Source organism: Burkholderia sp. KL41 (assembly GCF_057005415.2).
The window spans coordinates 3,626,938-3,652,116 of record NZ_CM174447.1 but is presented as its reverse complement, the minus strand read 5'-3'; the positions used below and the strand labels follow the sequence as shown (position 1 = coordinate 3,652,116).

At 66.4% G+C, this 25,179-nt stretch carries 23 protein-coding genes and 1 pseudogene; 13 read left to right on the top strand and 11 right to left on the bottom strand.

Annotated features, from left to right (window positions below; genetic code table 11):
- Positions 1 to 19: 19 nt before the first annotated feature.
- The 10 genes from PQB87_RS33910 to PQB87_RS33865 all read left to right on the top strand — a co-directional run bounded on the left by PQB87_RS33910 (position 20) and on the right by PQB87_RS33865 (position 11,459).
- Positions 20 to 304 carry a hypothetical protein gene (locus PQB87_RS33910; protein ID WP_027790170.1) on the top strand — a complete coding sequence of 95 codons (285 nt, stop codon included), beginning with the start codon at positions 20 to 22 and terminating at the stop codon, positions 302 to 304.
- 31 nt (positions 305 to 335) lie between these two features.
- Positions 336 to 1,304: a WD40/YVTN/BNR-like repeat-containing protein gene (locus PQB87_RS33905; protein WP_113044806.1), complete on the top strand. Its 969-nt coding sequence runs from the start codon at positions 336 to 338 to the stop codon at positions 1,302 to 1,304.
- Between the two features lie 36 nt (positions 1,305 to 1,340).
- The gene (locus PQB87_RS33900; RefSeq protein ID WP_174413331.1) at positions 1,341 to 2,822 is read left to right on the top strand and encodes a flavin monoamine oxidase family protein; all 1,482 of its coding nucleotides are present in this window, start codon (positions 1,341 to 1,343) and stop codon (positions 2,820 to 2,822) included.
- The gene (locus PQB87_RS33895) at positions 2,823 to 3,494 is read left to right on the top strand and encodes a c-type cytochrome (protein ID WP_489243396.1); all 672 of its coding nucleotides are present in this window, start codon (positions 2,823 to 2,825) and stop codon (positions 3,492 to 3,494) included.
- Between the two features lie 173 nt (positions 3,495 to 3,667).
- The gene (locus PQB87_RS33890; RefSeq protein WP_489243395.1) at positions 3,668 to 4,798 is read left to right on the top strand and encodes a saccharopine dehydrogenase family protein; all 1,131 of its coding nucleotides are present in this window, start codon (positions 3,668 to 3,670) and stop codon (positions 4,796 to 4,798) included.
- A 42-nt stretch (positions 4,799 to 4,840) separates the two neighbouring features.
- On the top strand, positions 4,841 to 6,394 hold the full coding sequence (locus PQB87_RS33885; RefSeq protein ID WP_489243394.1) for a class I adenylate-forming enzyme family protein: 1,554 nt from the start codon (positions 4,841 to 4,843) through the stop codon (positions 6,392 to 6,394).
- A 25-nt stretch (positions 6,395 to 6,419) separates the two neighbouring features.
- A complete protein-coding gene (locus PQB87_RS33880; protein WP_113044802.1) occupies positions 6,420 to 7,661 on the top strand; it encodes a thiolase family protein in 1,242 nt (413 codons plus the stop codon).
- A gap of 11 nt (positions 7,662 to 7,672) precedes the next feature.
- Positions 7,673 to 9,157, top strand: a complete 1,485-nt coding sequence (locus PQB87_RS33875) for an NAD(P)/FAD-dependent oxidoreductase (protein ID WP_489243393.1) — start codon at positions 7,673 to 7,675, stop codon at positions 9,155 to 9,157.
- Positions 9,158 to 9,321: 164 nt separating this feature from the next.
- Positions 9,322 to 9,996 carry a TetR/AcrR family transcriptional regulator gene (locus tag PQB87_RS33870; RefSeq protein ID WP_489243392.1) on the top strand — a complete coding sequence of 225 codons (675 nt, stop codon included), beginning with the start codon at positions 9,322 to 9,324 and terminating at the stop codon, positions 9,994 to 9,996.
- A gap of 173 nt (positions 9,997 to 10,169) precedes the next feature.
- Positions 10,170 to 11,459: an acyl-CoA dehydrogenase family protein gene (locus PQB87_RS33865; protein ID WP_113044799.1), complete on the top strand. Its 1,290-nt coding sequence runs from the start codon at positions 10,170 to 10,172 to the stop codon at positions 11,457 to 11,459.
- Between the two features lie 178 nt (positions 11,460 to 11,637).
- Here PQB87_RS33865 and PQB87_RS33860 read toward each other — a convergent pair whose 3' ends face one another.
- Both PQB87_RS33860 and PQB87_RS33855 read right to left on the bottom strand, forming a co-directional pair.
- Positions 11,638 to 12,156, bottom strand: coding sequence for a hypothetical protein (locus PQB87_RS33860; protein ID WP_489243391.1), 519 nt, complete (start codon positions 12,154 to 12,156; stop codon positions 11,638 to 11,640).
- 69 nt (positions 12,157 to 12,225) lie between these two features.
- Entirely contained in the window at positions 12,226 to 13,320 is a 1,095-nt protein-coding gene (locus tag PQB87_RS33855) for an NmrA family NAD(P)-binding protein (RefSeq protein WP_489243390.1), read from the bottom strand.
- Positions 13,321 to 13,550: 230 nt separating this feature from the next.
- On the opposite strand from PQB87_RS33855, the gene PQB87_RS33850 reads away from it, so the two are divergent.
- The 3 genes from PQB87_RS33850 to PQB87_RS33840 all read left to right on the top strand — a co-directional run bounded on the left by PQB87_RS33850 (position 13,551) and on the right by PQB87_RS33840 (position 16,554).
- Positions 13,551 to 14,084 (top strand): winged helix-turn-helix transcriptional regulator, encoded by a 534-nt coding sequence (locus PQB87_RS33850; RefSeq protein WP_059684739.1) that lies wholly within the window; start codon positions 13,551 to 13,553, stop codon positions 14,082 to 14,084.
- Between the two features lie 337 nt (positions 14,085 to 14,421).
- Complete coding sequence (locus tag PQB87_RS33845; RefSeq protein ID WP_027790157.1) at positions 14,422 to 15,717, top strand: MFS transporter; 1,296 nt, start codon at positions 14,422 to 14,424, stop codon at positions 15,715 to 15,717.
- Between the two features lie 54 nt (positions 15,718 to 15,771).
- A complete protein-coding gene (locus PQB87_RS33840) occupies positions 15,772 to 16,554 on the top strand; it encodes a substrate-binding domain-containing protein (protein ID WP_489244329.1) in 783 nt (260 codons plus the stop codon).
- A 24-nt stretch (positions 16,555 to 16,578) separates the two neighbouring features.
- Here the strand turns inward: PQB87_RS33840 and dctA are convergent, their stop codons facing one another.
- The 9 genes and pseudogenes from dctA to PQB87_RS33795 form a co-directional block, all read right to left on the bottom strand.
- A complete protein-coding gene (gene dctA, locus PQB87_RS33835; RefSeq protein WP_059684742.1) occupies positions 16,579 to 17,907 on the bottom strand; it encodes a C4-dicarboxylate transporter DctA in 1,329 nt (442 codons plus the stop codon).
- A gap of 33 nt (positions 17,908 to 17,940) precedes the next feature.
- On the bottom strand, positions 17,941 to 18,864 hold the full coding sequence (locus tag PQB87_RS33830) for a LysR family transcriptional regulator (RefSeq protein ID WP_027790154.1): 924 nt from the start codon (positions 18,862 to 18,864) through the stop codon (positions 17,941 to 17,943).
- 17 nt (positions 18,865 to 18,881) lie between these two features.
- Positions 18,882 to 19,169, bottom strand: a pseudogene (locus tag PQB87_RS33825) (helix-turn-helix domain-containing protein); the annotation flags it as partial.
- Between the two features lie 52 nt (positions 19,170 to 19,221).
- A complete protein-coding gene (locus PQB87_RS33820) occupies positions 19,222 to 20,424 on the bottom strand; it encodes an MFS transporter (protein WP_111999580.1) in 1,203 nt (400 codons plus the stop codon).
- Between the two features lie 144 nt (positions 20,425 to 20,568).
- Positions 20,569 to 21,996 (bottom strand): MFS transporter, encoded by a 1,428-nt coding sequence (locus PQB87_RS33815; RefSeq protein WP_489243389.1) that lies wholly within the window; start codon positions 21,994 to 21,996, stop codon positions 20,569 to 20,571.
- Between the two features lie 206 nt (positions 21,997 to 22,202).
- A complete protein-coding gene (gene aroQ, locus PQB87_RS33810) occupies positions 22,203 to 22,646 on the bottom strand; it encodes a type II 3-dehydroquinate dehydratase (protein WP_027790151.1) in 444 nt (147 codons plus the stop codon).
- Between the two features lie 19 nt (positions 22,647 to 22,665).
- The gene (aroE, locus tag PQB87_RS33805; protein ID WP_489243388.1) at positions 22,666 to 23,499 is read right to left on the bottom strand and encodes a shikimate dehydrogenase; all 834 of its coding nucleotides are present in this window, start codon (positions 23,497 to 23,499) and stop codon (positions 22,666 to 22,668) included.
- The gene (locus PQB87_RS33800; RefSeq protein ID WP_021157527.1) at positions 23,499 to 24,719 is read right to left on the bottom strand and encodes a CaiB/BaiF CoA transferase family protein; all 1,221 of its coding nucleotides are present in this window, start codon (positions 24,717 to 24,719) and stop codon (positions 23,499 to 23,501) included. The genes aroE and PQB87_RS33800 overlap by 1 nt, the downstream gene beginning before the upstream one ends.
- Entirely contained in the window at positions 24,719 to 25,177 is a 459-nt protein-coding gene (locus tag PQB87_RS33795) for a MaoC family dehydratase (protein ID WP_021157528.1), read from the bottom strand. Before PQB87_RS33795 ends, PQB87_RS33800 begins: the two co-directional genes overlap by 1 nt.
- Positions 25,178 to 25,179: the final 2 nt, after the last annotated feature.

The window sequence follows — 25,179 nt, the reverse complement described above, 5'->3', positions numbered from 1 at the left end:
TCCCGACGGAGATCCAGTCATGGTCAAGACCTTTGCTGTGTGCGGCGCACTTTGCCTCGTGGCGACAGGCTTCGCACGCTTCCATGAAACGGTTGCGCAACAGCCCGCGCCGGCCCGCGCGTTCGCAACCAACGCGCAACGCGTCAGCGTGCGCCACGCCACGGGCGGCGAACCGGCCGTGGCCCCGTCGTCGAACGACGGCGACGCCGGACGTCAGGCGGCGGCCGCGCAGGTTGCCGACAAGCCGCCCGTCATCGCGCTCGGCGTCGCGCATGCCGGCTGGTCGGTGCTGTTCAGCCACTGATGCCCGCGCACACCCCTACGGAGGTTCATCCATGATCAAGACGCTCATTGCCTGTACCGCGCTGTGCGCCGCCGCGGCGGCCTTCGCGCAACCTCAGGACGGAACGGTGGCGGCCTGGGCCACGAAGCCCGCGCATGCGTGGGCCGCGCCGACGCACCGGATGCTGATGGATGCGGCGCGCGCCGGATCGCGGATCGTCGCGGTCGGTGAGCACGGCATCGTGCTGCTGTCCGACGACGACGGCAAGACCTGGCGGCAGGCGCGACGCGTGCCGGTTGCGGCGACGCTGTCGGCCGTGTCGTTCGCGGATGCGAAGCACGGCTGGGCCGTCGGCCAGTGGGGCGCGATTCTCGCGACCGACGACGGCGGCGACACGTGGGTCACGCAGCGGCTCGATACGTCGGTCGACCAGCCGCTGTTCTCGGTGCTGTTCACGAACGCGCGGGACGGGATTGCCGTCGGCCTGTGGTCGCTGATGCTGCAGACGCACGACGGCGGCAAGACGTGGGCGCGCACGACGCTGCCGAAGCCGCCGGGCGGCGGCAAGGCCGACCGCAATCTCTATCACGCGTTTGCCGATGCCGCACAGGCGCTCTACGTCGTGTCCGAACAGGGGATGGTGCTCAAGTCGGCCGACGGTGGCGCGAACTGGGTCTATCTGCCAACGGGCGGCAAGGGCACGTTGTGGTCGGGCGTCGCGATGCCGGACGGCCGGATCGTGGTCGGCGGGCTGCTCGGCAGCCTGTTCGAGAGCCACGACGGCGGCACGACATGGACCGCGCTGAATACCGGCGCGCACAGCTCGATCACCGATCTCGTCGCGACCGGCGGCGGGCTGGTCGGCGTCGGGCTCGACGGACTGACGTTCACGCAGCGCGTCGCGGGCGGCCCGTTCGACGTCGCGCAGCGCGCGGATCGCGCGACGCTCACCGCCGCGCTGATCGACGCGCGCGGCAAGCCGGTGCTGTTTTCGCAGGACGGCGTGCTGGCCGCGCCGTGAGTTGAATCCGAAAAAAGGAAGGATGGAGTACGCAAGATGAAAAGCAAGGACAAGCCGGACATGCAGGCCCGACGACGGATATTGCGCGTCGCGGCCGCGAGCGCCGCGTCGCTCGCCGCCGGCGAGGTGTCGTTCGCCGAAGGCGCGGCGCCGGCAGCCGCCGATCGCGGCGTGTTCGACGTCGTCATCATCGGCGCCGGGCTCGCGGGGCTGACCGCCGCGCGCGACCTGCAGCGCGCCGGATGCGAATCGTTCGTCGTGGTCGAGGCGCGCGATCGCGTCGGCGGGCGGACCTACAACCACGATCTCGGGCACGGCGTGGTGTCCGAAGCCGGCGGCCAGTGGATCGGCCCGGGGCAGACGGCGATCGCCGACCTCGCCCGCGAACTCGGCGTCGATACGTTCCCGACCTATTACGCGGGCAAGACCGTCGTGCTGGCCGGCGACGCGCGCGTCGCCCAGGATTTCCACGGCGGCTCGGGCGGCGACGACGCGCTCGGCGCGAAGCTCGGCGCACTCGCCCGCGGCGTGCCGTCGCGCGAGCCGTGGACCGCGCAGCACGCGGCGGAACTCGACAAGCTGACCTACGGCGACTGGCTGCGCAAGCAGGGCGTGACTTATGAAGACGGCTACTTTCTCGGCCTCGCGGCGAAGCTGTCGCTCGGCGGCGCGCCGGCCCAGCTCGGGCTGCTGCACTACCTGTCGATGATCAACAGCGCCGATTGCGACTACGCGAAGCTCGAATCGACCAAGGGCGGCGCACAGGAAACGCGTTTCGTCGGCGGCTCGCAGGTGTTGAGCATGCGGATGGCAAGCGAACTCGGCGCGTCGAAGGTGCAACTGTCCTGCCCGGTGCGCAAGATCTCGGGCTGGGATCGCGACGTGGTCGACGTGCAGACCGATCGCGGCGTGCTGCGCGCGCGGCGGGTGATCGTCGCGCTCAATCCGGCGCTGTGCCAGCAGATCGTGTTCGATCCGCCGCTGCCGGACGGCCGCGCGCAGTTGCAGCGGAACTGGCCGGCGAATGCGCCGATGCGCAAGACGGTGCACGTGTACGACCGGCCGTTCTGGCGCGACGACGGCTACAACGGACAGATCTTCGAGGTCGGCGGCCCGGTGTTCATGGCGTACGACAACTCGCCGCCGGACGGCTCGGTCGGCGTGCTCGCCGCGTTCGTCGCGCCGGGCGCGCTGCCGGCCGAGCCGAAGGCCGCCGAGCGGACGCTGTCGGCCATTTTTGCGCGCGCGCTCGGCGACAAGGCGCTGCATCCGACGCAGTTCCACGACTACGACTGGGGCCGCGTCGATCCGTGGACGCTGCAGTGCATCCACCCGTTGCCGCCCGGGTTCTGGACAAAATGGGGCAAGTTCCTGCGCCCGGAAGCCGGCCGGCTGATCTGGTCGGGCACCGAGACGGCCGACCTGTGGGCCGGCGCGATGGACGGCGCGGTGCGCTCCGGACACCGCGCGGCGTTGCAGGCGCTCGGCAAACTGGCCGGCCGCGGACGGGAGGCCTGAATGAAACGAACCTGGATGATCGGCGCGGCGCTCGTGATCGCGGGCGTGGCGGCAGCCGGCACGCTGTACGGACCCGACCTCGTCGACGGCATGCGTTACCAGAAGTCGATGGCCGCGATCGGCGAAGCCGACAAGGTCAACGGCGGCGCGTGGCCGCGGCCGCAGGAGACGTGTTTCTTCTGCCACGGCGTGCACGGGCAGTCGCAGAACGCGTGGTATCCGTCGCTGTCCGGCCAGCCGGCCACGTATATCGCCGCGCAACTGCGCGCGTTCGCCACGGACCAGCGCCGCAACGCGTATATGGGGCCGCTTTCGCGCGAACTCGACGACGCGAAGATCGCCGCGCTGGCGACCTATTTCGCGCGGCAGGCGCCGGCGCGCAACGAGGCCGTGCCGGCCGACGCGGCGCTCGACAAGCGGGGCATGGCGCTCGTGGAGGCGCGAAGCTGCCGCGCGTGTCACGGCGCGGCGCTGACCGGCAAGGATCCGGCGCCGCGCCTCGCCGGCCAAGGGCAGCTTTACCTGGAAACGCAACTGGCGGCGTTCCGCTCGGGCGAGCGGCACGATCCGACCGGCGCGATGAACGCGCTGGCCGCGACGTTGTCGGGCGACGACACGCGTGCGGTTGCGCGCTATCTGGCCGGCCTGTCGCCGGACGGAGCGGCGAAGTGATGTGCGAAACGCGCCAGGCCCGGGAATACCCTGCCTTTTTCTTTACGCTTTACTTTGTCATAGTGACCTAAGATTGGTAATGTGTTCTACAAAAGAACGCGCTGGATACGAAGCAGCAGTACCCGACCTCGAACCGAACCGGTTCTCGACAATTCACGTTTCAGGAGACAACCATGGCTAAGCACCCCGTCGTCGTTTATGGCGCAAGCGGTTACACCGGCATGTTGATCATGGACTGGCTGATCGACCAGAACATCCCGTTCACGGCGGTCGCGCGCAATGCGGGCCGCGCGAAGGAAATGATGGCGCAGCGCGTCGTGCGGCTCGAATCCGCGCAATACGAAATCATCGAGGCGGAGCACGACGTCGATGCGCTCGTGAAGGCTTTCCGCGGGGCGAAGGTGGTGTGCAACACGGTCGGGCCGTTCTCGAGCTTCGGGCTCGTCGGCGTCGAGGCCGCGCTGAAGGCCGGCTGTCACCACCTCGATACGACCGGCGAACAGTCGTATATCCGTGCGGTGCGCGACGAATTCGGTGAGCAGTATCGCCAGGCCGGCCTGCTGGTGTCGTCGTCGAACGCGTACATGTACACGTTCGCCGAGATCGCCGCCGAGCTCGCGCTCGAAACGCCGGGCATCGATGCGCTGGAGACGGCCACGCTGACGCGCGGCCCGCGCGGTGCGGCCGGCGTGAGCATCGGCTCGACCGCGACGATCTTCGACGGCGCGCGCCACGAGTCCTGCTACCTGTGGGAGAAGGCGCTCGTGCCGCACGCCGCGGACGCGTCGTTCACCGTCGCGACGCCGGAGCTGATGCAGCCGGTGTTCTGCCTGCCGTGGGGCGGCACGTCGCTGCCCGTCTTTTTCGAGCACGATGCGCGCGTGCGCAGCTGCATCTCGTGCGTGGGCTTCTACGACAACAACGTGATGAAGCTGGTGCACCAGTTCGGACAGAAGTGGGAAGCCGAATACAAGCACCTGCCGCGCGAGCAACAGGACGAAGTGCTGAAGCAGGTCGTCGCGTCGACCACGCCGACGATGCCGCCGCGCGAGCGCACGACGATCCAGCGCAGCGTCGATGTCGCGATCGGCCGCGGCCAGCTCGCGGCGGTGCGCGCGACCGTGCACGGCGTCACGCCGTACATCTCGACGGGCGCGATTCACGCGGCCGGCGTGCTCAAGCTGCTCGACGGCGATACCGCGCGCACCGGCTTCGCGTCCGGCTCGAAGGCATTCGGCCATCGCTACCTGCTCGGCTTCCTCGAACAGCGCGGGCTCGCGCGCGCGACGGTCACGCAACTGTGACGGCCGCCGACGCACCGGACCAGACCCAACGGAACTTGTGACATGGCCATTATCGATTTCTACGACCGCGGCTGGCGGCTCAATCCCGACGGCATCGCGTACATCCAAGACGATCGCAACTACACGTTCCAGGAGATCGGCGAGTTGTCGTGCCGCATCGCCAACGGCTTGCTCGCCGCCGGCTTCGCGAAGGAGGCGAAGGCGGCGGTGTGGGCCGACAACGACGTGATCGGCTGGAGCTGCGCGCTCGGGATGTGGCGCGCCGGGCTCGCGTATATCCCGGTGAACGGCCGCAACGCGGTGGCCGAGAACCAGTACGTGCTCGATGCGTTCGACTGCGAAGTGCTGTTCTTCCATCAGGCGTTCGCGGCCGCGATCGATGCGCTGCGGCCGAGCCTGCCGAAGATCCGGCTGTGGGTGTGCCTCGACGCCGACCTGCCGTGGGCACCGTCGCTGGCTTCGTGGAGCGAGCACCAGCCGGCGACCCCGCCGGCCGTCGATTACGCGATGGACGACGTCGTCGCGCTGTCGGCCACGGGCGGCACGACGGGCGCGCCGAAGGGCGTGATGAACACGCATCGTTCGCTGCAAACGTACTTCGCGCAATTCATGATCGCGATGACGTACGACGATGCGCGCCCGGTGAATCTCGCCGCGGCACCGATGACGCACACGGCCGGCATGATGTCGCTGCCGTGCACCGCGCGCGGCGGCACGGTGGTCGTGCTGCCGAAGCCGGACCCGGCGCTGCTGCTCGGTGCGATCGTCAAGCACCGCGTGACCGAGTTCTTCCTGCCGCCGACCGTGATCTACCGGCTGCTCGACATCCCCGGCATCGAGCAGGTCGATTTCTCGTCGCTGCGCTACTTCCTGTATGGTGCCGCGCCGATGTCGGTCGAAAAGCTCAAGCGCGCGATCGAGGTATTCGGTCCGGTGATGACGGGCGGCTACGGGCAGACTGAAGCGCCCGCGTCGATCTCGTACCTGACGCCGGCCGAGCATTTCGTCGACGGCAAGCTCGCGTCCGACACGCGGCTCGCATCGGTCGGCCGCCCGAACCCGCTGGTGCGCGTGGAGATCGTCGGCGAGCGCGGCGAGCTGATGAAGCAGGGCGAAACGGGCGAGATCTGCGTACGCGGCGACCTCGTGATGAAGGGCTACTACCGCGCGCCGGACAAGACGGCCGAGACGATCGTCGACGGCTGGCTGCACACCGGCGACATCGGCCATCTCGATCGCGACGGCTATCTGCACATCACCGACCGCAAGAAGGACATGATCATCAGCGGCGGCTTCAACGTCTATCCGAGCGAGATCGAGCAGGTGATCTGGGCGCATCCGGCCGTGCAGGATTGCGCGGTGATCGGCGTGCCCGACGACAAATGGGGCGAGGCCGTGAAGGCCGTGGTCGAGCTCAACGCCGGGCAGCAGGTGAGCGCGGAGGAACTCGTCGCGCTGTGCAAGGAGAAGCTCGGCTCGGTGAAGGCGCCCAAGAGCGTGGACTTCGTCGCCGCGCTGCCACGCAGCACGGCCGGAAAGGTGCTGAAGAAGGACCTGCGCGAACAGTACTGGCAAGGCCAGCAACGCAGGATCTGAACCTGCTCCATACGGATTCCATACGATGAGCAACATCTACATCGCCGGTATCGCGATGACCGTGTTCGGCCGGCATCTCGACCGCAGCCTCGACGATCTGGCGAGAGAGGCGCTGCAGCGCGCATTGCGGGACGCCGGCTGCCACGCCGACGCGATCCGCGCCGCGTTCTACGCGGGCATCACCAACGGCCCGCTGCAGGGGCAACTGTCGATCCCCGGCCAGGTCGTGTTCAGCAAGATCGGCCTCGAAGGCATTCCGGTGTTCAACGTCGAGAACGCGTGCGCGTCCGGCAGTACGGCCGTGCACCTCGCGGTGCGGCAGTTGCAGTCGGGCGCATGCGACGTCGCGCTCGCGCTCGGCGCGGAAAAGATGAACGTCGCGGACAAGGCGAAATCGTTCGCGCTGTTCGAGGCCGGCTGGGACGTGTCGCGTGTCGACGAGAATTTCGCGACGCTCGCTCGGCTCGGCGAAGGGATCGAGCCGCCGCCAGGCTCGGAGTCCGAGCGCCCGTACAGCCGCTTCATGAAGATCTACGCGGCGATGTGCCGGCACCACATGCACACGTACGGCACGACGCAGCGGCAGATCGCGGCCGTGTCCGCGAAGAACCACGGGCACTCGGTGCACAACCCGTATTCGCAGTTCCGCCAGCCGTTCACGATCGACGAGGTGCTGGCGGCCGCGCCGATCACGTACCCGATCACGCTGCCGATGTGCGCGCCGCTGTCGGACGGCGCGGCGGCCGCGATTCTATGCACGGAGGAAGGGCTGGAGCGCATCGGCGCCGATCGCAGCCGCTGCATCCGGATCGCCGCGAGCGTGATCCGCAGCTTCACGCGGCGTCGCATCGACGAGCCGCACAAGCACATCGGCCGACTCGCCGCGTTGCAGGCATACGAGCAGGCCGGCGTGGGGCCGGAGGACATGGACGTGGCCGAAGTGCACGACGCGTCGGCGATGGGCGAAATCATCCAGGCCGAGAACCTCGGCTTCGTGCCGCTCGGCGAAGGCGGTCCGGCCGCCGAGCGCGGCGAGTTCACGCTCGGCGGGCGCATCCCGATCAACACGTCGGGCGGCCTCGAATCGAAGGGCCATCCGCTCGGCGCGACCGGCATCGGGCAGTTGTACGAGCTGGTCACGCAGTTGCGCGGCGAAGCGGGTGCGCGGCAGGTGGACGGCGCGCGTCATGCGATCCAGGAAAACGGCGGCGGCTTGCAGGGCGTCGAAGAGGCCGCGTTGGCGATTCACATTCTCAGCAAGGACTGACGGAGGCGGACATGGGCGACGCACACGGCGCAATCGCGCTCGGGCAGGGAGCGCAGGCAGGGCAGACGACGCGACAGGCGTCGGGCGGGGTCGGCGCGGCGGCGTCGATGCAGGCGGCGGGCGCCGACGCGGCCGGGCCGCTCGCGCGCTGGGGCGAGGAAATGCGCGCCGACGCCGCGTTGCGGAAGTATCGTCCCGTCGGCGGCTGGATCGACGCGCCCGAGCGCGCGCAACCTGAGCTTGAAGGCGACATGCAGGCGGACGTGATCGTCGTCGGCGCAGGCTTCGCCGGTCTGTCCACCGCGCTGGAACTCGCGGCGCGCGGCGCGAGGGTCGTCGTGCTCGAACGCGAATTCGCGGGCTTCGGCGCGAGCGGGCGCAACGCCGGCTATCTCGCCGGCGGCCAGGGACTCGAATACGAGCTGTTTCTCAAGCGGGTCGGCCACGAACAGGCCAAGCGGATCGTCGGTTTCTACGACGAGGGCGTCACATACGTCGAACGCAAGCTCGTCGAATACGCGATCGACTGCGACTACCGTGCGTCGGGCATCATTCGCGCGGGCGTGCATCCGTCGCAGGAGAAGCGCCTGCGCGAGAGCATGGCCACCGGCATCGAACTCGGTTCGCCCGCGCAGTTTCTCGACGGCGCGGCGATGCGCGAACGCGGCATTCCGCCGGCCTTCCTGTTCGGCGCGTACGTGCCGGGCGGCGGCACGCTCGATCCCGGCAAGTACGTGACGGGCTTGCGGCGCGCGGCGCTCGCGGCCGGCGTGAAGCTGTACGAGAACACCGCGCTGCTCGATTTCGACGCGGGCGAGACGGTGCGCGTGCGCACCACACGCGGCAGCGCGAGTGCACCGGTGCTGGTGCTCGCGACCAATGCGTACACGCCGCAGCTCGGCCTGCTCGGCGACAAGGTGATGCCGCTGCGCGTGTCGGCGCTCGAAACCGAGCCGCTGTCCGACGCGCAGCTCGCGGCGCTCGGCTGGCCGAATCGCGAGGGCATCGTCACGTCGCACCTGACGATGGAGAGCCATCGCCTGACCGCGCGCAACACGCTGCTGTTGACGACCAAGCGGCTGCATTACGTGTATGGCTCGCAGACGCCGAACGTGCCGGACGACGACGCGTATCGCGCGCTGCTGAAGGCGCTGCACACGCGCTTTCCGCAACTCGGCAACGTGCCGGTGCGCGCATGCTGGAGCGGCTACATCTCGTTCGCGGGCGATGCGTTGCCGGTGGTCGGTGTGGCCGGCGCGCACGGCAACGTGTTCTACACGGCCGGTTGTTCGGGGCATGGCGTCGGCACGCAATCGCTGATCGGGCGCGTGCTGGCCGAGCGCATTCACGATGGGCGATCGCCGCTGCTCGACACGTTGACGCACAAGACGCCGTCGGTGCCGCCCGAGCCGCTGCGGTGGTGTGCGATGACCGCGATGCTCGGCGTCGCGAACCTGCTCGACGAACGCGTGAACCGCAAGGTGCGGCCGGTGTAGCGGCATGCGATCGTCGCGACACGCACACGTGGATCCGGCCGGGCCGCCTGACGCAGGGCGGCTCGATGGAAAATGCAGCGCGCATCGGGTATAGTCGTTGGCGCTCCGTAAGGCACGGAGCATCCATTCGACGAAGCCGAAACGCCCTCTTCACGACGAACACGATGACAGTGTCCAACGAGCCGCGCAGTACGAGAAAGCGGCGCACTTCGACTCCCACCGCCGCAGCCGGCAACACCGACGGCTTGCGGGCGCAGGGCCTGCGCACGCGCAACACGATCATTCGCGTCGCACGCAAGCTGTTGCTGGAAGGCGGGCCGCTGGAGTTCTCGCAGCGCGCGGTTGCGGCGGCGGCAGGGATCAGCGTCAGCAATCTGCAGTACTACTTCCCGACGCGCATCGCCGTGTTGCGGGCCGTCATCGAGCCGGTCATCCAGGCGTATCTCGACGACATGAAGCGCGCGATCAGCAGCGATGCGTCGCCGCGCGACGTGTTCGAAGAGATCATGCAGCGCTCGGTTTCCGATGCGAAGGATGCCAAGTACAACGCACTGTTCCGGCATTTGCTGTCGTTTGCGGCCACCGATGCCGAGTGTTTCAAGCTCTACGACGAGTGGTACGCGACGCTCACGCGCGACCTCGCGCAACTGCTGCGCGCCGTCAATCCGGCATTCAGCGCGGCCGATGGCCGGCATGCGGCGACGATGCTGATCGCGCTGGCCGACGGCCTCGCGATGCAGTACGGCACCGGCCGGCAGACACAGGCGCTCGATGCGTATTTCATCGCGACGTCGCGCGCGATCGCCTACGGCACACTGACGGCGCCCGCGGGCAAATAACGGCGCGATCCGCCGCCGCGGCCATGCGAACGGAGACAGGGGAATACCCTGTCTTTTTTTTGCTTCCTTTGTTTGTCATGATGACCTATGTTTGGTATGTATTACTAGATGTGGGGGGGCCGGGCGCGTCCGCTGCCGGGCCGACATGATTCGAGTCCAGGAGGAGAACGGAGATGATTCGTCTGAACAAGTCCGCAGCGCTGCCCGTGGTCGGCTTGACCGGCTTCGAGACGCCGCTGAGCGAAGAGGAAAGCGCAATCCAGCACACGGTTCATCGTTTTGCGCGCGACGTGCTGCGGCCGATCGGCCGCGAGCTCGACCGGATGACGGCGGAGGACGTGATCGCGCCGGGCTCGCCGTACTGGGCCGCGATCGTCGAGAGCGCGAAGCTCGGCCTCGATCCGCAACTGATCGCGCAGTTTCCGCCGGAGACTGCCGTGCGCATCGAGTCGCTGATCGGCGAGGAGCTCGGCTGGGGCGATTCGGGCCTCGCCGTGTCGATCGGCGCGGCCACGATGCCGCTGATGATGGCGCACACGGTTGGCAACGTCGAGCTGGTCGAGATGTGCGCGGGCAAGGTCGGCTGCTGGATGAACACGCAGCCCGATCGCGGCTCGGACGCGGCGATCCTGTATCGGCAGGAACTCGCCGGAAACGGCCGCCAGCCGGTCGGCAACGTGACCGCGAAGGTCGGCGTCGACGAGATCGTGATCAACGGGCAAAGCTCGGCGTGGATCTCGAACGGCTCGGTCGCGCAGGTCGCGCTCGCGTACATGGCGGCCGACTACGGCGACGGCTTCTACGGCGAAGGCGAGCGCAGCGCGTTCACGAACGGCATCGCGATGATCCTGCCGCTCGATCTGCCCGGCGTGTCGCGCGGCAAGCCGCTTGACAAGATCGGCCAGCGCTCGCTGCCGCAGGGCGAGATCTATTTCGACAACGTGAAGGTACCGAAGCGCTTCGCAGTCGCGCTGAAGGACGACTATCTCGGCAACCTTGCGTCGACGTGGTCGTATGCGGGCACGCACATGTGCCAAGTGTTCGTCGGCGCGGCGCGGGCCGCGTTCGAACTGGCGCTCGCGTATTGCCACGAGCGCAAGCAGGGCGGCGCGCTGCTGATGGATCACCAGATGACGCACCTGCGCATCGGCGAGATGCTGCGTCGGCTCGAGATGGCGCGCGCGATCGCGCGCCGCAGCCTCGCGTTCTCGCGGATGTCGCCGCAGAGTCATCCCTATGCGACCGCGCAGGCGAAGGTCAGCGTGACCGAGGAAGCGATGAAGATCACGCACGAGGCGTTCCAGCTGTTCGGCGGCAACGGCACCACGCGCGAATTCCCGATCGAGAAGCTGTTCCGCGACGTGCGTTCGGCGCTGATCGAGGACGGCGAGAACTACGTACTCGCGTCGCGCCTCGGCGTGCTGGCCGGACAGCTTTATCAGAATGGATGGGCGCGTGAGTAAGGCCGTCCGATAGGCCAGGGCGTGCGCCGGATCGGCAGGGGCACGCGTTGCCCATTGCAGGCATGCGCCGCATGCAGCGTCATCGTCTACGATCTTCGATTCAAACCGCCAGGATCTATACGAACGAAACAGATCCCGGCGATGCGGCTTTGTCAATCATCGCTGGGAGTTGCGCAATTCAGGCGCCGACTAATCCACCTAGGAGCGCGTGACTACTCTTGTTCATGATGTTCGAGTGTGTCCGAAGCGCACAGTCTCGAGCGGCTCTACTGTCAACGAGAACGAAAAGGAAAACGCCCGCTCTGCGGGCGGGCGTTTGAAGAGTTGGGGCAGGAAACTTACTGCGGAACAACGTCCAAGCCAGTATGCCCAGCACCCTGTTTCTTGTCGCCGGCCCTAGACCGGCTGAAGCATAAGGGTACCGGAAGAAGACCAGCGCGGCCGCAATCCTCCAGATATGAAACGCCGTCAGCGTTCTTAGCCCGATGGTCGCGACGTATGTGCGAAAGCCCCGGAACATCGAATAAACGGCAACCGGCGCCACGATACCGAGGGCAATGAGGCAGGCGAGCCCCAGCGGGTAGATCGCTCGATAAACCCCCGCTTCGGCTGCCGCGGCAACGGCCAGTCCCCAGACGATCAGCACACCCAGCAAGCCCGTCCCGCCGTTCTTCCGGATCTCGACGATCTGATTCATTTCAGAATCCAGTTAGGTAAACTAAGCATTGATCGAATTACCGGTATCGACTGGACGTGACGCCGTAGATTAAAGCGTGCCTTTTCTGCCGTCTTCGGACAGCTTCAGAAGCGGCACCGACTTGAGCAGGGTTTCCGGCTGCACCCGCTCCCAGAGACTTCCTTTGCCTTGCTGCCGGCCACGCTCGTCTTCGCGTCGAAGCCATTGCTCGACGGTCCGGATGCGGTTCGGATGGATTTCGTCGAGTAGCGCGTAGTCGCGGCGGATGACGCCGTGCTTCCAGATGTTCCAGAATCCGGTGAAGTTGTCGCGGAAACTCATCGTGCTCTTGTCATTCGGGTCCGCGTTGTATCCGGCGGGCGAGTTCGCCGCCATCTTGAGCGGGCCGTTCCAGTAAGTGTCCAGATCCGTGTCGATGTAGCGCGCCGGATGCCCCGTTACCCGTTCGAACGCCTCGGCCAGCTTCCCGTACTCGACGTGCTCAATGGCGACCTGGAGATCCATGCCGTTCGCGCGCTCCGGGTGGTCGAACAGCCAGCGCGCGTAGTAGCCGCAATCCTCCAGTGCGACATGCGGCACCGCGCCGTTGCCGAGCGGCACGCGCCAGGTGACGACTCCGTCCTCGACGAAGGGCATCATCGGCGTCTTCGCCGAAATGGCCATCTCCATGTATGGCCCGGTGGTGAACACGGCCGCGCCCATGCGGTCCCGGTTCGTCTGGTTCTGGAACAGGATCCATTCGCCTACGCGGCCTTTGCCGTCGTAGTGGCCAGCACGAAAGCGCGAATCGTAGCCGGCCTGTTTGAGCGCGTAGTCGAGGTTGCCATACACGAAGAACTCGATGCCTTCTTCCAGCGCGATTTCGTAGCAACGCATCGCCCAGTAGATCTCCGTTTTCTCGCCGGTGTTGAACCCGTCCAGATTGACGTACGCACCGTCGCAGCCGCGAAAGCCTGCCCGCAGAACGGCTTCGTCGGCAAACGTGCCTTTCAGGATCGACACGTTGCCGAGTGCGAGCAGCGCCTTGGCGCGCCGGGAATCGGGATCTCGGCTCAACGCGCGAACGGAATACTTGCCGTCCGCGACGAGCGCGCTGATGACGGGCAGGCCCTGCGCGCCTGTACCACCGATGACGAAGATTCTGGAAGTGGCATGGGGAGGCATGATGGTTTCCTTGAGTTCGATGCTACGGACACCCACCGACGACGCCGGTCAACAAGTGGGACACTCACTCTTATAATAAGAGTGAGTGTCCCACAAGACAAGAACTTTTCGGCACTTGAACTGGGAAGGCGACGGGCTCTTGGGCGGAAGCGTCCCGTCGACGTTCGCGCGACTCTTATAATGAGATTCACCCTCGGCGACGATCGCCGGGGCTAATCAGGGAAACGGCCATGCGCTCGAAGGGTTTTGACGGAATGGTGTGCCCGATTGCCGGCGTCATGGCGGCGATCGGCGACCGATGGGGCTTGCTGATACTGCGCGACCTTGTCTGCGGGCTCAGCCGGTACGACGAGTTTCGCCAGTCGTCCGGCATCACCAACGCGACGCTCAGCGACCGGCTCAAGCATCTGGAGGCCAACGGCCTCGTTGAGCGTAGGCGCTATCAGGTGAATCCGGAGCGATTTGAATATCTCCTGACTCACAAGGGCTGGCAGATCGCCCCGGTGATGCCGGTACTTGCCCAGATTGGGGACAGTCTGGACGTTTCCGGCGCTTCGGCGCCTCCGATGAAGTTCGTGAATCGAAAGACAGGCGCCGAGGTGCGGTGGAGCTTTATCGACCAGGAGACGGGGGAGCAGACCAACGCGGCGGATTTGGAGATCCAGGAAGGTCCCGGCGCAGACGAGCTGGTCCGCTGGCGCCTGTCGCACGGTAACCGGCGTCGCCGAAAAGCAGATCCGCCGGGCGGACGAGCGCCTGCTTGATGGTCGCCCGGGTTTCTCCGTAGAACTCCATCAGGTCCTTCCCGGACACCTCGTCAGGCAGCATGCTGCGCCGGCGATCGTGGGCGATCCTGGCGAGCAGCGCATCCTCGGCCCTCGCCGAGTGTTTCGCTTGATCAGCTCGACAACTCGTGATGCGCACCGACGTCGCCCGGCGTGCAGGCGCTGATCGAAACAGGCGACGCCCTGTCGATTGATAACCTCGGTGCATCAATTCTTCCAAAAATCGCACTTATCGTTTGATCGACGCCGGGAGAACATTCCGGAAAACCACAATCGACCCGCCCCGCATATTTCCGGATTTTCAGGAGACACCTCGATGCACCCCTCGTCCAGCCTTCCGGCCGAACGTTCGAAGGCCGCTGCGATCTTTCGCGTCACGGCCGGCAATTTTCTCGAGCAGTTCGACTTCTTCCTGTTCGGCTTCTACGCCACGCAGATCGCCAACGTCTTCTTCCCTGCGCAAAGCGAGTTCGCTTCGTTGATGATGACCTTCGCCGTGTTCGGCGCCGGCTTCCTGATGCGGCCGCTGGGCGCAATCGTGCTGGGCGCGTACATCGACGAGGTAGGCCGCCGCAAGGGCCTGATCGTCACGCTGTCCATCATGGCGAGCGGCACCATCCTGATCGCGTTCGTGCCGGGCTACGCGTCGATCGGGCTCCTGGCGCCCGTGCTCGTACTGATCGGGCGGCTGCTGCAGGGCTTCTCCGCAGGCGCCGAGCTGGGCGGTGTATCGGTCTATCTCGCCGAGCTGGCAACGCCCGGCCGCAAGGGCTTCTTCACCAGCTGGCAATCGGCCAGCCAGCAGGTTGCGATCGTCATCGCGGCGGGCCTCGGCTTTGCGCTCAATCAGTGGCTGAGCGCATCGCAGATCGCCACCTGGGGATGGCGCGTGCCGTTCTTCGTCGGCTGCATGATCGTGCCGTTCATCTTCATGCTGCGCCGCAACCTGGAGGAAACCCAGGAATTCAAGGCGCGCAAGCATCGCCCGGGCATGAAGGAAGTGTTCGGCACGCTGGTTCAGAACTGGGGCGTCGTGGTCGCCGGCATGATGCTGGTCGCGATGACCACCACGAGCTTCTATCTGATCACCGTCTATGCGCCGACCTTCGGCAAGACGGTGCTGCATCTGAGCACCGCCGACAGCCTGCTCGTGACGCTCTGCGTCGGCGTGTCGAACTTCGTGTGGCTGCCGATCGGCGGTGCGCTGTCCGATCGGTTCGGCCGTCGGCCGCTGCTGGTCGGCATGACGATGCTCACCGTCCTGACCGCCTATCCGGCGCTGTCGTTCCTCGCTCACGCGCCGTCGTTCGCCAACATGCTGCTCGTCCTGCTCTGGCTCTCGTTCATGTACGGGATCTATAACGGTGCGATGGTCGTCGCGCTCACCGAAGTGATGCCGGTGCAGGTGCGCGTCGCGGGCTTCTCGCTCGCCTACAGCCTCGCGACGGCCGTGTTCGGCGGCTTCACGCCAGCCATCTCGACCGGGCTCATTCACATGACGGGCGACAAGGCCGCACCCGGCTACTGGATGAGCTTCGCCGCGGTGTGCGCGCTGCTTGCGACGTTCGCGCTCTACCGTCACCGCACGGCGACGCTCACGCCGGCGCATTGATGTTCAGCCCATCCGAAACCTCACCCACACACACGAATTCGCATGACCACGACCATGAGAAATCAGCTCCTGAAATTTTGCGCGACCGCGCTCGTCGCCACCGCGGCGTTTGCGGCCAACGTGCAGGCGGCCGAGCTCCACGTGATGAGCTCGGGTGGCTTCACCGCCGCCTATAAACTGCTCGGCCCGCGGTTCGCGTCCACGACCGGCAATACGCTCGACACCGCGCTCGGCCCGTCGATGGGCCAGTCGCCCGAAGCGATTCCGAACCGGCTCGCGCGCGGCGAGCCCGCCGACGCCGTCATCATGGTCGGCTACGCGCTGGACGAACTGATCAAGCAAGGCAAGGTCATCCCGGGATCCCGCGTCGAGCTGGCCGATTCGCGCATCGGCATGGTCGTGCGCGACGGCGCGGCAAAGCCCGACATCAGCACCACCGAAGGTCTCAAGCAGGTGCTGCTGCACGCGAAGTCGATCGCCTACTCGGACAGCGCGAGCGGCGTGTATATCGAACGCGAGTTGTTCAAGAAGCTCGGCATCGAGGAGCAGGTGAAGTCCAAGGCGAAGATGATCCCGCGGATTCCGGTGGCTTCTGTCGTCGCGAACGGCGACTACGAAATCGGCTTCCAGCAGGTCAGCGAGCTGCTGCCCGTCCACGGTGCGACCTTCGTCGGCAAGATTCCCGAATCGCTGCAGTCCGTCACGCGCTTCGCTGCCGGCATCCCCATCGGCGCGCAGCATCCGAAGGAAGCGAAGGCGCTGCTCGATTATCTTGCGTCGCCCGACGTGCAGGCCGACGTGAAAACAACCGGACTGGATGCCGTCCCCGCGCATTGAGTCCGACCCGCGGGAAGGCTTGTGTCACAAAGTCTTCCCGTTGCCGCCGGCATCCCCTGCGGTACTGCCTTCATCGACCCCGTTCGGGGATGCCGGGCCGGCCATCGCGAGCCTCTGCGCAAGCTGTATGCGATCGCACGCACCTTCCCACAGCGAAACGAAGATCACCGCGCACGCATTGCTGATCACGCTGGTTAGCGCGCGTGCCTCGGACATGAAGCGATCGATGCCGACCAGCAGTGCGACGCCGGCGACGGGCAGGTCGGGCATGACGGCGAGTGTGGCGACCAGCGCGACCAGCCCGCTACCGGAAACACCGGCCGCCCCCTTTGATGTGAGCAGCATGATGGCGAGCATCACCGCGATCTGCGACGCGGAGAGCGGCACGTCGCACGCCTGGGCGATGAACAATGCCGCGAGCGTCAGATAGATCGCGGTACCGTCCAGATTGAAGGAATAGCCCGCCGGCAGCACGAGCCCCACGATGCCCTTGTCGCAGCCGAGTGCCTCCAGCTTGACGATCAGACGCGGCAGAACCGGCTCCGTGGACGACGTCGCGAGGACGATGAGCAATTCTTCGCGCATGTAGCGCAAGAGCCGCCACAGCGCGAAACCGTGCAGTCGCGCGAGCGGTGCGAGCACCAGCGCGACGAACAGCACGCAGGCCACGTAGAAGGACGCCATCAGCTTCGCGAGCGAGCCGACCGAACCGATGCCGAAACGGCCCACCGTGAACGCCATCGCGCCGAATGCGCCGAGCGGCGCGAGCCGCATGATCATCGCGAGCACACGAAAGACGACCTGGGCGACACCGTCGATCAGCGCAAGAACGGGCCGGCCGGCCCGCGGGTGCGCATTCAGCGAGAAGCCGAACAACAGCGACAGCAGCAGCACCGGTAACACTTCGCCTTTGGCGAACGCGCCGAGCATCGTGTCCGGAATCACGCTCAGCCCGAACTCCACAAGCCCCCGCGGCTCCGCATGCTTCGCATACGGAGCGAGGATGCCTGCATCCAGGTGGCTGACGTCGACGTGCATGCCGGCGCCGGGCTGCAGCACATATGCGGTGACGAGTCCGAGCGCGAGCGCAGCGGCGGTCAATAGATAGAAGAGCGCCAGTGCCCGCACGATCGTGCGGCCGATCGCCTTCCCGTTCGCCAGCGACGTGATGCCCGAGACGATCGTGCAAAAGACGATCGGGGCGATGGTCATCTTGACCAGGCCGACGAACGCATCGCTGAGGGGCTTGAGCATCGCGCCCGCCGCGGGCCATGCGTGACCGATGCCCATGCCGAGCATCATCGCGAGCAGAACCTGCACGTAAAGCGATCCAAGCGGCCTGGCCAACCTCACTGTCCGGTCTTCCTTCGTGTCTCTCTGTCGTCGTTACGCCGATGCGCCACTGCTTGCGGTCCCGCCACGCTTCGCCTCGATGACCATCCGATGAAACGCCTCGGCGGCCGGTGTGAGCGGTCGTCCGCGCCGCTTCACGATTCCCACGCGCCGTTTGACGACCGGTTCGACCAGCGGCACGCTCGTGAGAATCGGGTGGTCATGCCCAGGCATCGCCATCGAGGGGACCGCGGCGACGCCGAGCCCCGCTTCGATCAATCCGAGCAGGGTCGTCACGTGGCGTGTCTCGCAGACGCTCGGCGCGCGCGGCGCGACGGCGGTCAGCGCCTGGTCGAGCAGCAGACGGTTGCCGGAAGTCTTGTCGACCGACACATAATCGTGCTCGTAAAGCTCGTTCCAGGTCACGCGCTTCTTGCGCGCGAGCGGGTGGTCGCGGCGACAGGCGGCAACGAAGCGTTCCTGGAGCAGCACCTTGAACTCGATCTCAGCCTCCTGGCTGCCGATGAAGCTCACGCCGAAATCCGCCTCGCCGCTGATGACGGCCCCGAGCACCTCGTTGGCGCTCGCATCGAGCAGCTTCACCCGGATGCGCGGAAAGCGCTGATGATAGCGCGCGACGATGGCGGGAAGAAAGTAGTAGGCGACCGACGGCACGCATGCGATCGTCACATGGCCCAGGCGGCTCGATGAAACGTCGCGAATGCCGAGCAGGGCGGCATCGAGATCGTCGAGCAGTTGTTCGGCACTCTGTGCGAACACGCGACCGACCGTGGTGAGCGAGACGCTGCGCGTGGTGCGCTCGAACAGTCGCACGCCGAGCGCTTCCTCGAGCTTGTCGATACGGCGGCTCAAGGCCGGCTGGGAGATGTTGACTGCGTCGGCGGCCTTTCGGAAGCTGCCCGTTTCCACGACGGCGCGAAATGCCTGCAAGTCGGTTAAATCGAAGTTGATCCCCACAGGCAAATCTCCGCCACTCAGATGCGGTGCATTGTGCATGATTCCGCCGGCGCCAGGCGCGTTGCGTTGCCTGAAACCGATGTCTTCGGGTTTGCCCGCCGTGGTTGCCCGAACCGCGCACGATAGTCTCGCGGTGATCCGCCGATGCATGTTGCAAACGCACGCTGCAACGCGTCCACGCTTCCGGATCCCGATCGTTCGGCTATCCGTTCGAGCGGCCGGTCGGCCCGCTCCGGCCGTGCCTTCGCATGCCCGACCCGCGCAGCCGGCATGTAACGGGCCGGTGAGAGCCCGGTCTCTTTGAGGCGTGTGATCCTTGCGCGGCGGCAAATCGTCGAATCGTTGAAATCGAGGAGATTACCGGGCGACCAAGGTCGCGTGGATGACTTTTGGCAGCCACGCATACGCAATCGTTACCAGCGTCACGCCGACGACGAGCATCGGCACAACCATCGGCCACGCGCCAGCTTGATAACGCGGATCGGCGAATCCCGCTGCCGTTTGTCCTACGCTGAACGCGAAGAACATCATGATGAAGCCGGACCAGGATACGGCGCGGCCTGCAAGTTGAGGCAGGCCGCTGACCGCCCCCGCCTGCCCGCACGGCTGATGGATTCCGTGGCCGAGGCAATACACGCCATGCCCGACGAGCAGCGGCCAGATGCTGCCGGGAAGCAGCGCGCACCCCAATGCCTGGATCACCGCGCCGCAGAGGCTCAGCGTTGCGCCCTGCCGCACCGTTCGCAACATGCTCTGACGGCGCAGCAGCACGCGGCAGCCGAACGTGCTCAGGACATAGACGAGCGTACCGCTCGCCGGTATCCAGCCATAACGCTGGGGCGAGATGCCGAACTGCCCGATGTAGATGGCCGGAGACAGCAGCAGGAAGCAGAACATGCCGGTGTACGTCGACGCGGCCAGCAGTGTCCATACCCTGAACGGGGCATTGCCGAATATCTCGCGGACCTCCCGGGTCGAGTCCCGGCTCGGCGCGCTTCGCGCGAAGCTTTCCTCGAAGCCGTACCAGCACATGACGAGCAGCCCGAACGCATACACGCTCATCCCCGCGAGCACCCATCGCCATCCGGCTTGCTGTGCGACATACGCACCGAGGATCGGGGCGAGGAACGCCATCATTCCCATCCCCATGAAACCGCGTGCCATCACGTACGGGCCGTCGCCCGCCGAATACCGGTCGCGCACTGTCGCACGGGCGCATACCAGTATCGCGGCCATGGCCAGCCCCTGCATCGCGCGAGCGGCCACCAGCATCGCCGCGGTCGAGGCCAGCGCAGCGGCCAGTGCGGACAGCGCATAGAGCGCAAGGCCGGTCAGCAGGACGGGGCGGCGGCCGAACCGGTCGGAAAGGCTGCCCATCGGCAATTGCCCGACACCGAATATCAGCGCGAAAACCGTGAGGCTGACACTGGCGGAGCCCAGCGTGGCGGCGATTTCGGGCAGCGCCGGCAGGTAACTGTCGGTCGCCACCGGCTGGGCCGCCAGCAGAAGCGGCAACATGAGCGCGAAGTTCAGGCGAGCGGGTCGCGTGGAGTCCGGCATGGCGGTTTTCGACACGGTATCGGGCATCGAGCTTCGAGTAAGGGCAGCGGTTACGCAAGGTTGCTCGTCCGGCGAGGGCGGCCGCGGCGAGCTGAAATGGCTGGGCGGAAGGGGCGCCGAACCCGACGCCCCGCCGAACGCCGGCTAGCTGCCGACGGATCCGGGCACGGGTTCGCGCGCGATGCGATCGTGCGACAGCGCCTCGGCGCGCAGCAGGTCGTATTCTGGCTTGCCGACCGGTTGCGCGTTCGCTCGGCCCAGGTCGTTCAAATGGACACGACTGGTCTCGCGTGCGCTCCAGGCCGCGAGCGACGCGATCACGGTGATGCCGAACGCGATCGCACCGACGATCAGCCAGACGTGACGGGCGCCGGGCGGCGCGACCGCGGTGAACAGCGCGGGCAGCATCGCCGTGGCCGCGGTACCGAGGTTCTGCGCGATGGCCATCGCCGAGACGCGCGTGCGGGTCGGAAAGAGTTCCGGGTAGAAGGCGGGAAATACCGCGTTGTAGCCCTGGTACACCACGCCCCACATCAGCATCGACATCACGAATGCGAGCGGCACGTTCCGGATGCTGATCGCATACAGGTACGCGAACGCGAGCAGCCCGGCGGCCAGCGAGCCGACGATGATCGGCGGCCGGCGGCCGACGCGGTCGGACAGGTTGCCGACGAAGGGAATCACGATCATCGCAACGATATTGCCGACCACCGTGATCCAGAGATAGACATCCTTCTGGAATCCGATTCCATACGCCGGCTGGACCGCATAGGCCGCGCCGAAGATCGTGGCGACGACCGGAATCACGTTCATCATCGACATGCAGGCCACGCGCAGCATGTCGGGAAAGTGGTGCCTGAAAGCGTCGGCCACCGGCGAGCCGGCTTGCGACCGGTTGCGTACCGCTTCGTCGAAGGCCGGCGACTCGTCGACCTCGCGACGAATGATCAGGCCCGCGACGATGACCAGCGCACTCAGCAGGAACGGAATGCGCCAGCCCCAGCTATCGAATTGCGCGGACGGCATGTAGTAGGCGAGCGGCAGGAACACGGCGGCGGCCAGCACTTGCCCGGCCTGCACGCCCTGCAGCGTGAAGCTGACGAAGTAGCCGCGTCGGCCGAACGGCGCGTGTTCCAGGATCATCGAGCTCGCGCCGGTGATCTCGCCGGCCACGGCGAAACCCTGCAGCAGGCGCAGCGTCACCAGCAAGGCGGGCGCGATCAGCCCGGCCTGCTGATAGGTCGGCAGGAGGCCGACGCCGACGGTCGAGATGCCCATCAGGAACATGCAGAACAGCAGGACGGTTTTCCGTCCGCGCGTGTCGCCGAGATGACCCAGCACGAACGCGCCGATCGGGCGGGACACGTAGCCGACGCCGTAAGTGGCCAGCGACGCGATGATGGCCGTCGTGGGGCTCCCGTGCGGAAAGAATATCTGCGGGAAGATCAGCGCCGATGCCGTGGCGTAGATGAAGAAATCGTAGTATTCGAGCACCGATCCGATCCAGCCGCTGATGGCGGCTTTTCTCGATTGGTGCCTGCCCCTGGGCTCGTCTCGCAAGGTCGTGGTCATCGTCGTCTCCGGATATTGATATTTGTGCCGGGCAAGGCGGGTGATGCGGGGAGTCGTCACTGCCCGATGTGTCGACTCCGTCGTGCGACCTGACCGCAGCCCGTCGATACGGCGCGCGGCGAGCACGCGCGGTGCGCAACGCCGCGCCCTGGCGACGGCTGCGCATGCGCGTCGGTCCCGCATCGGCAGCCGATGCGGGAATCGGCTTATTCGTCGCCGAGCGCCGAAACCGCGGCCCTCAGCGCGAGCAGATAACTTTGGACACCGAAACCGCAAATCTGCCCGCTGACGATCTCGGCCAGGACGGAGTGATGCCGGAACGGCTCGCGTGCATGAATGTTGGACATGTGCAGTTCGACGATCGGGCACGTGAGGATCGCAAGCGCATCGCGAATGCCGTAGCTGTAATGCGTCCATGCGCCTGCGTTGATCAGCACCGCGTCCTGGCGTTCCTCGAAAGCGCGATGAATGCGCTCGCACATCGCGCCTTCGTGGTTCGTCTGGAACGATTCCACCTGCACACCCAGTTCCGTCGCCAGCCCTTGCAGCCGCGCATCGATCTGCGCGAGCGTGATCGTCCCGTACTGCGCCGGATCGCGCTTGCCGAACATGTTGTGATTGATGCCGTGCAGCATCAGGATCTTCTTCATGCGAATCTCCGTTGCGTGTTCAATCAAAGGGCACGGCCAGGCGATCGATCACCGCGCTGGTTTGGGGGCGTACGCCGCGCCACCACGCGAACGCTTCGGCCGCCTGCTCGACCAGCATGCCGACGCCATCCGCGATTCCGTGTACGCCTGCGTTTTTCGCGAGCCGGAGAAACGGCGTCAGACGCTTGCCGTATGCCAGTTCGTAGGCCGTGCCGGCCGGACTGAACACGCTCGGCGGAACCGGCGGCAGGTCGCCGGTCAGGCTGGCCGACGTGGCATTGACGACGAGGTCGAAACGCCCCATGCGCGCGAGGTCCGCGTAGCCGCTGGCAACGAGCGGGCCGCGTCCGGCAACCTGCGCGGCCAGTGCGCGCGCCTTGTCGACGTCGCGATTCGCGATGACGAGTTCCGCCGGGCCGGCTTCGAGGAACGGCAGCAGCGCGCCGCGTGCCGCGCCGCCGGCACCGAGCACCAGGACACGCTTGCCGGCCATCGGCAGATTGAGGTTCGTTTCGATATCGCGCACCAGCCCGATGCCGTCGAAGTTGTCCGCCAGGATGCGGCCGCCGTCGAACTTGAGCGCGTTGACCGCGCCCGCGAGCTGCGCGCGCTCGCTGCGTTCGTCCGACATCGCGAACGCGTCGAGCTTGAACGGCGCGGTGACGTTGATGCCCTTGCCGCCGCCGTCGAAAAACGCGCGAACCGCGTCAGCGAAGGCACCTGCCGGTGCGATCGGCCCCTCGATCGCCGTATAGCTGAGGTCCTGCTGCGTCTCCTGCGCGAAGAGGCCGTGAATCAACGGGGATTTCGTGTGTCCGATCGGATTGCCGATCACCGCGTATTGGTCGGTCATCATTGGCTCGCTTTTGAGTAGAGGACGCCGTCGGCCTGCATCGCGTCGATTTCGGCCGAATCGAACCCGAGGGAGCGCGCGATCTCCGCGTTGTGCTGCCCGAGATCGGGCGCGACGTCGCGAATCGTCGTATCGCAATCGGAAAACCGGAACGGCAGGTTGGGCAGGCGCAGCGTCCCGTAGCGCGGATGCTGTTGCTCGACGACCATGCCTCTGGCCTGGATCTGCGGATCGTTCAGCACCTCGTCGATGCGCTGCACCTTCGCGCACGGAACGTCGATGCCGTCCAGCAGGTCCAGTACCGACGCGACGGAACGCGCGGCCACCCACGGCTCGACCACCGACAGAATTTCCGCGCGGTGCGCGTTGCGGCCGGTGCTGTCGTGAAACCGCGTGTCGGCGCCGAAGCCCGCCGGGCCGCCGTGCGTCGCGATCAGCTCGGCGAAGCGCTTCCACGCGTCGTCGACTTGCGCGGCGATCACGAGATCGCCGTCCGCGGCGCGGAACACGCCGTAGAGCGTCGAGGTCGGCATGTCGTGCCCGGTCTGCTCGGGCAGCACACCCTGCAGCGTGTAGCACTGCACCGCGTATTCGTGCATCGATACCAGCGTGTCGTACAGCGCCATGTCGACGTGTTGCCCGCGGCCGCTCTTCACGCGCCCCAGCAGCGCGGCATTGATGGCCGCGACCGCATGGATGCCGGTGTACATGTCGCCGAGCGAGATGCGCAGCAGCGGCGGCCGCTCGCCCGGCGTGCCGACCATCTGCATGATCCCGCTCTTGGCTTCCGCGATCAGCCCGAAGCCCGCGCGATGCGCGTCGGGGCCGGTATGCCCGTAGGCGGAAATCGAGCAGTAGACGAGGCCCGGATTGCGCGCCGACAGTTCGGCATAACCGAGCCCGAGCTTGTCCAGCGCGCCCGGCCGATAGTTCTCGATGAACACGTCGGCCGAGTCGCACAGCCGCTGCATGAACGCCTTGCCGCGCGCGTCCTTCATGTTGACGCTCACGCCGCGCTTGCCCATGTTGAGCTGCAGGAAGTAGCCGCTTTGCTGGTCGTCGAGCACGGTCGCGTGCTGCCGTCCGGCGTCACCGGACCCGGGCCGTTCGACCTTGATGACTTCGGCGCCGAGCGCCGCGAGACAGCGCCCGACATACGGCCCGGCAAGAAAGTGGCTGTAGTCGACGACGCGAATGCCTTCCAGTGGGCGAGCCTGCATTACAGTGCCTCCGGGCGGCGCGGCACCATCAGGCGATGCTCGCCGCGTTGAACGACCTGACCGTCCTGATTGATCAGCTCGGACGGCAGCACGACGATGCCCCAGTCCGGGCGGCTCTTGCTGGCCCGCATCGAGCCGACGCGGAACTTCACGTGCAGCACGTCGCCGACCTTGATCGGCAGCAGGAAATCCCAGGTCCAGCCGAGCGACATGCCCGGCAGAAAGCGATAGTCGCTTTGCGTCTTCAGGCCGTCGGCGATGGACAGGCCGAACAGCCCGTGCGCGACGAGGCACCCGAAATGGCTCGCGTTCGCGTATTCCTCGTCCACGTGGACGGGCGTATGGTCGCCGGTGAGGTCGGCGTACGCGAGAATGCGCTCCTTGGTCACGATGTAGTTCGGGCTCGTGCACGTGTCACCCTCGCGGGCGTCGTCCCAGTATTTTTCGACGATCGTCATGG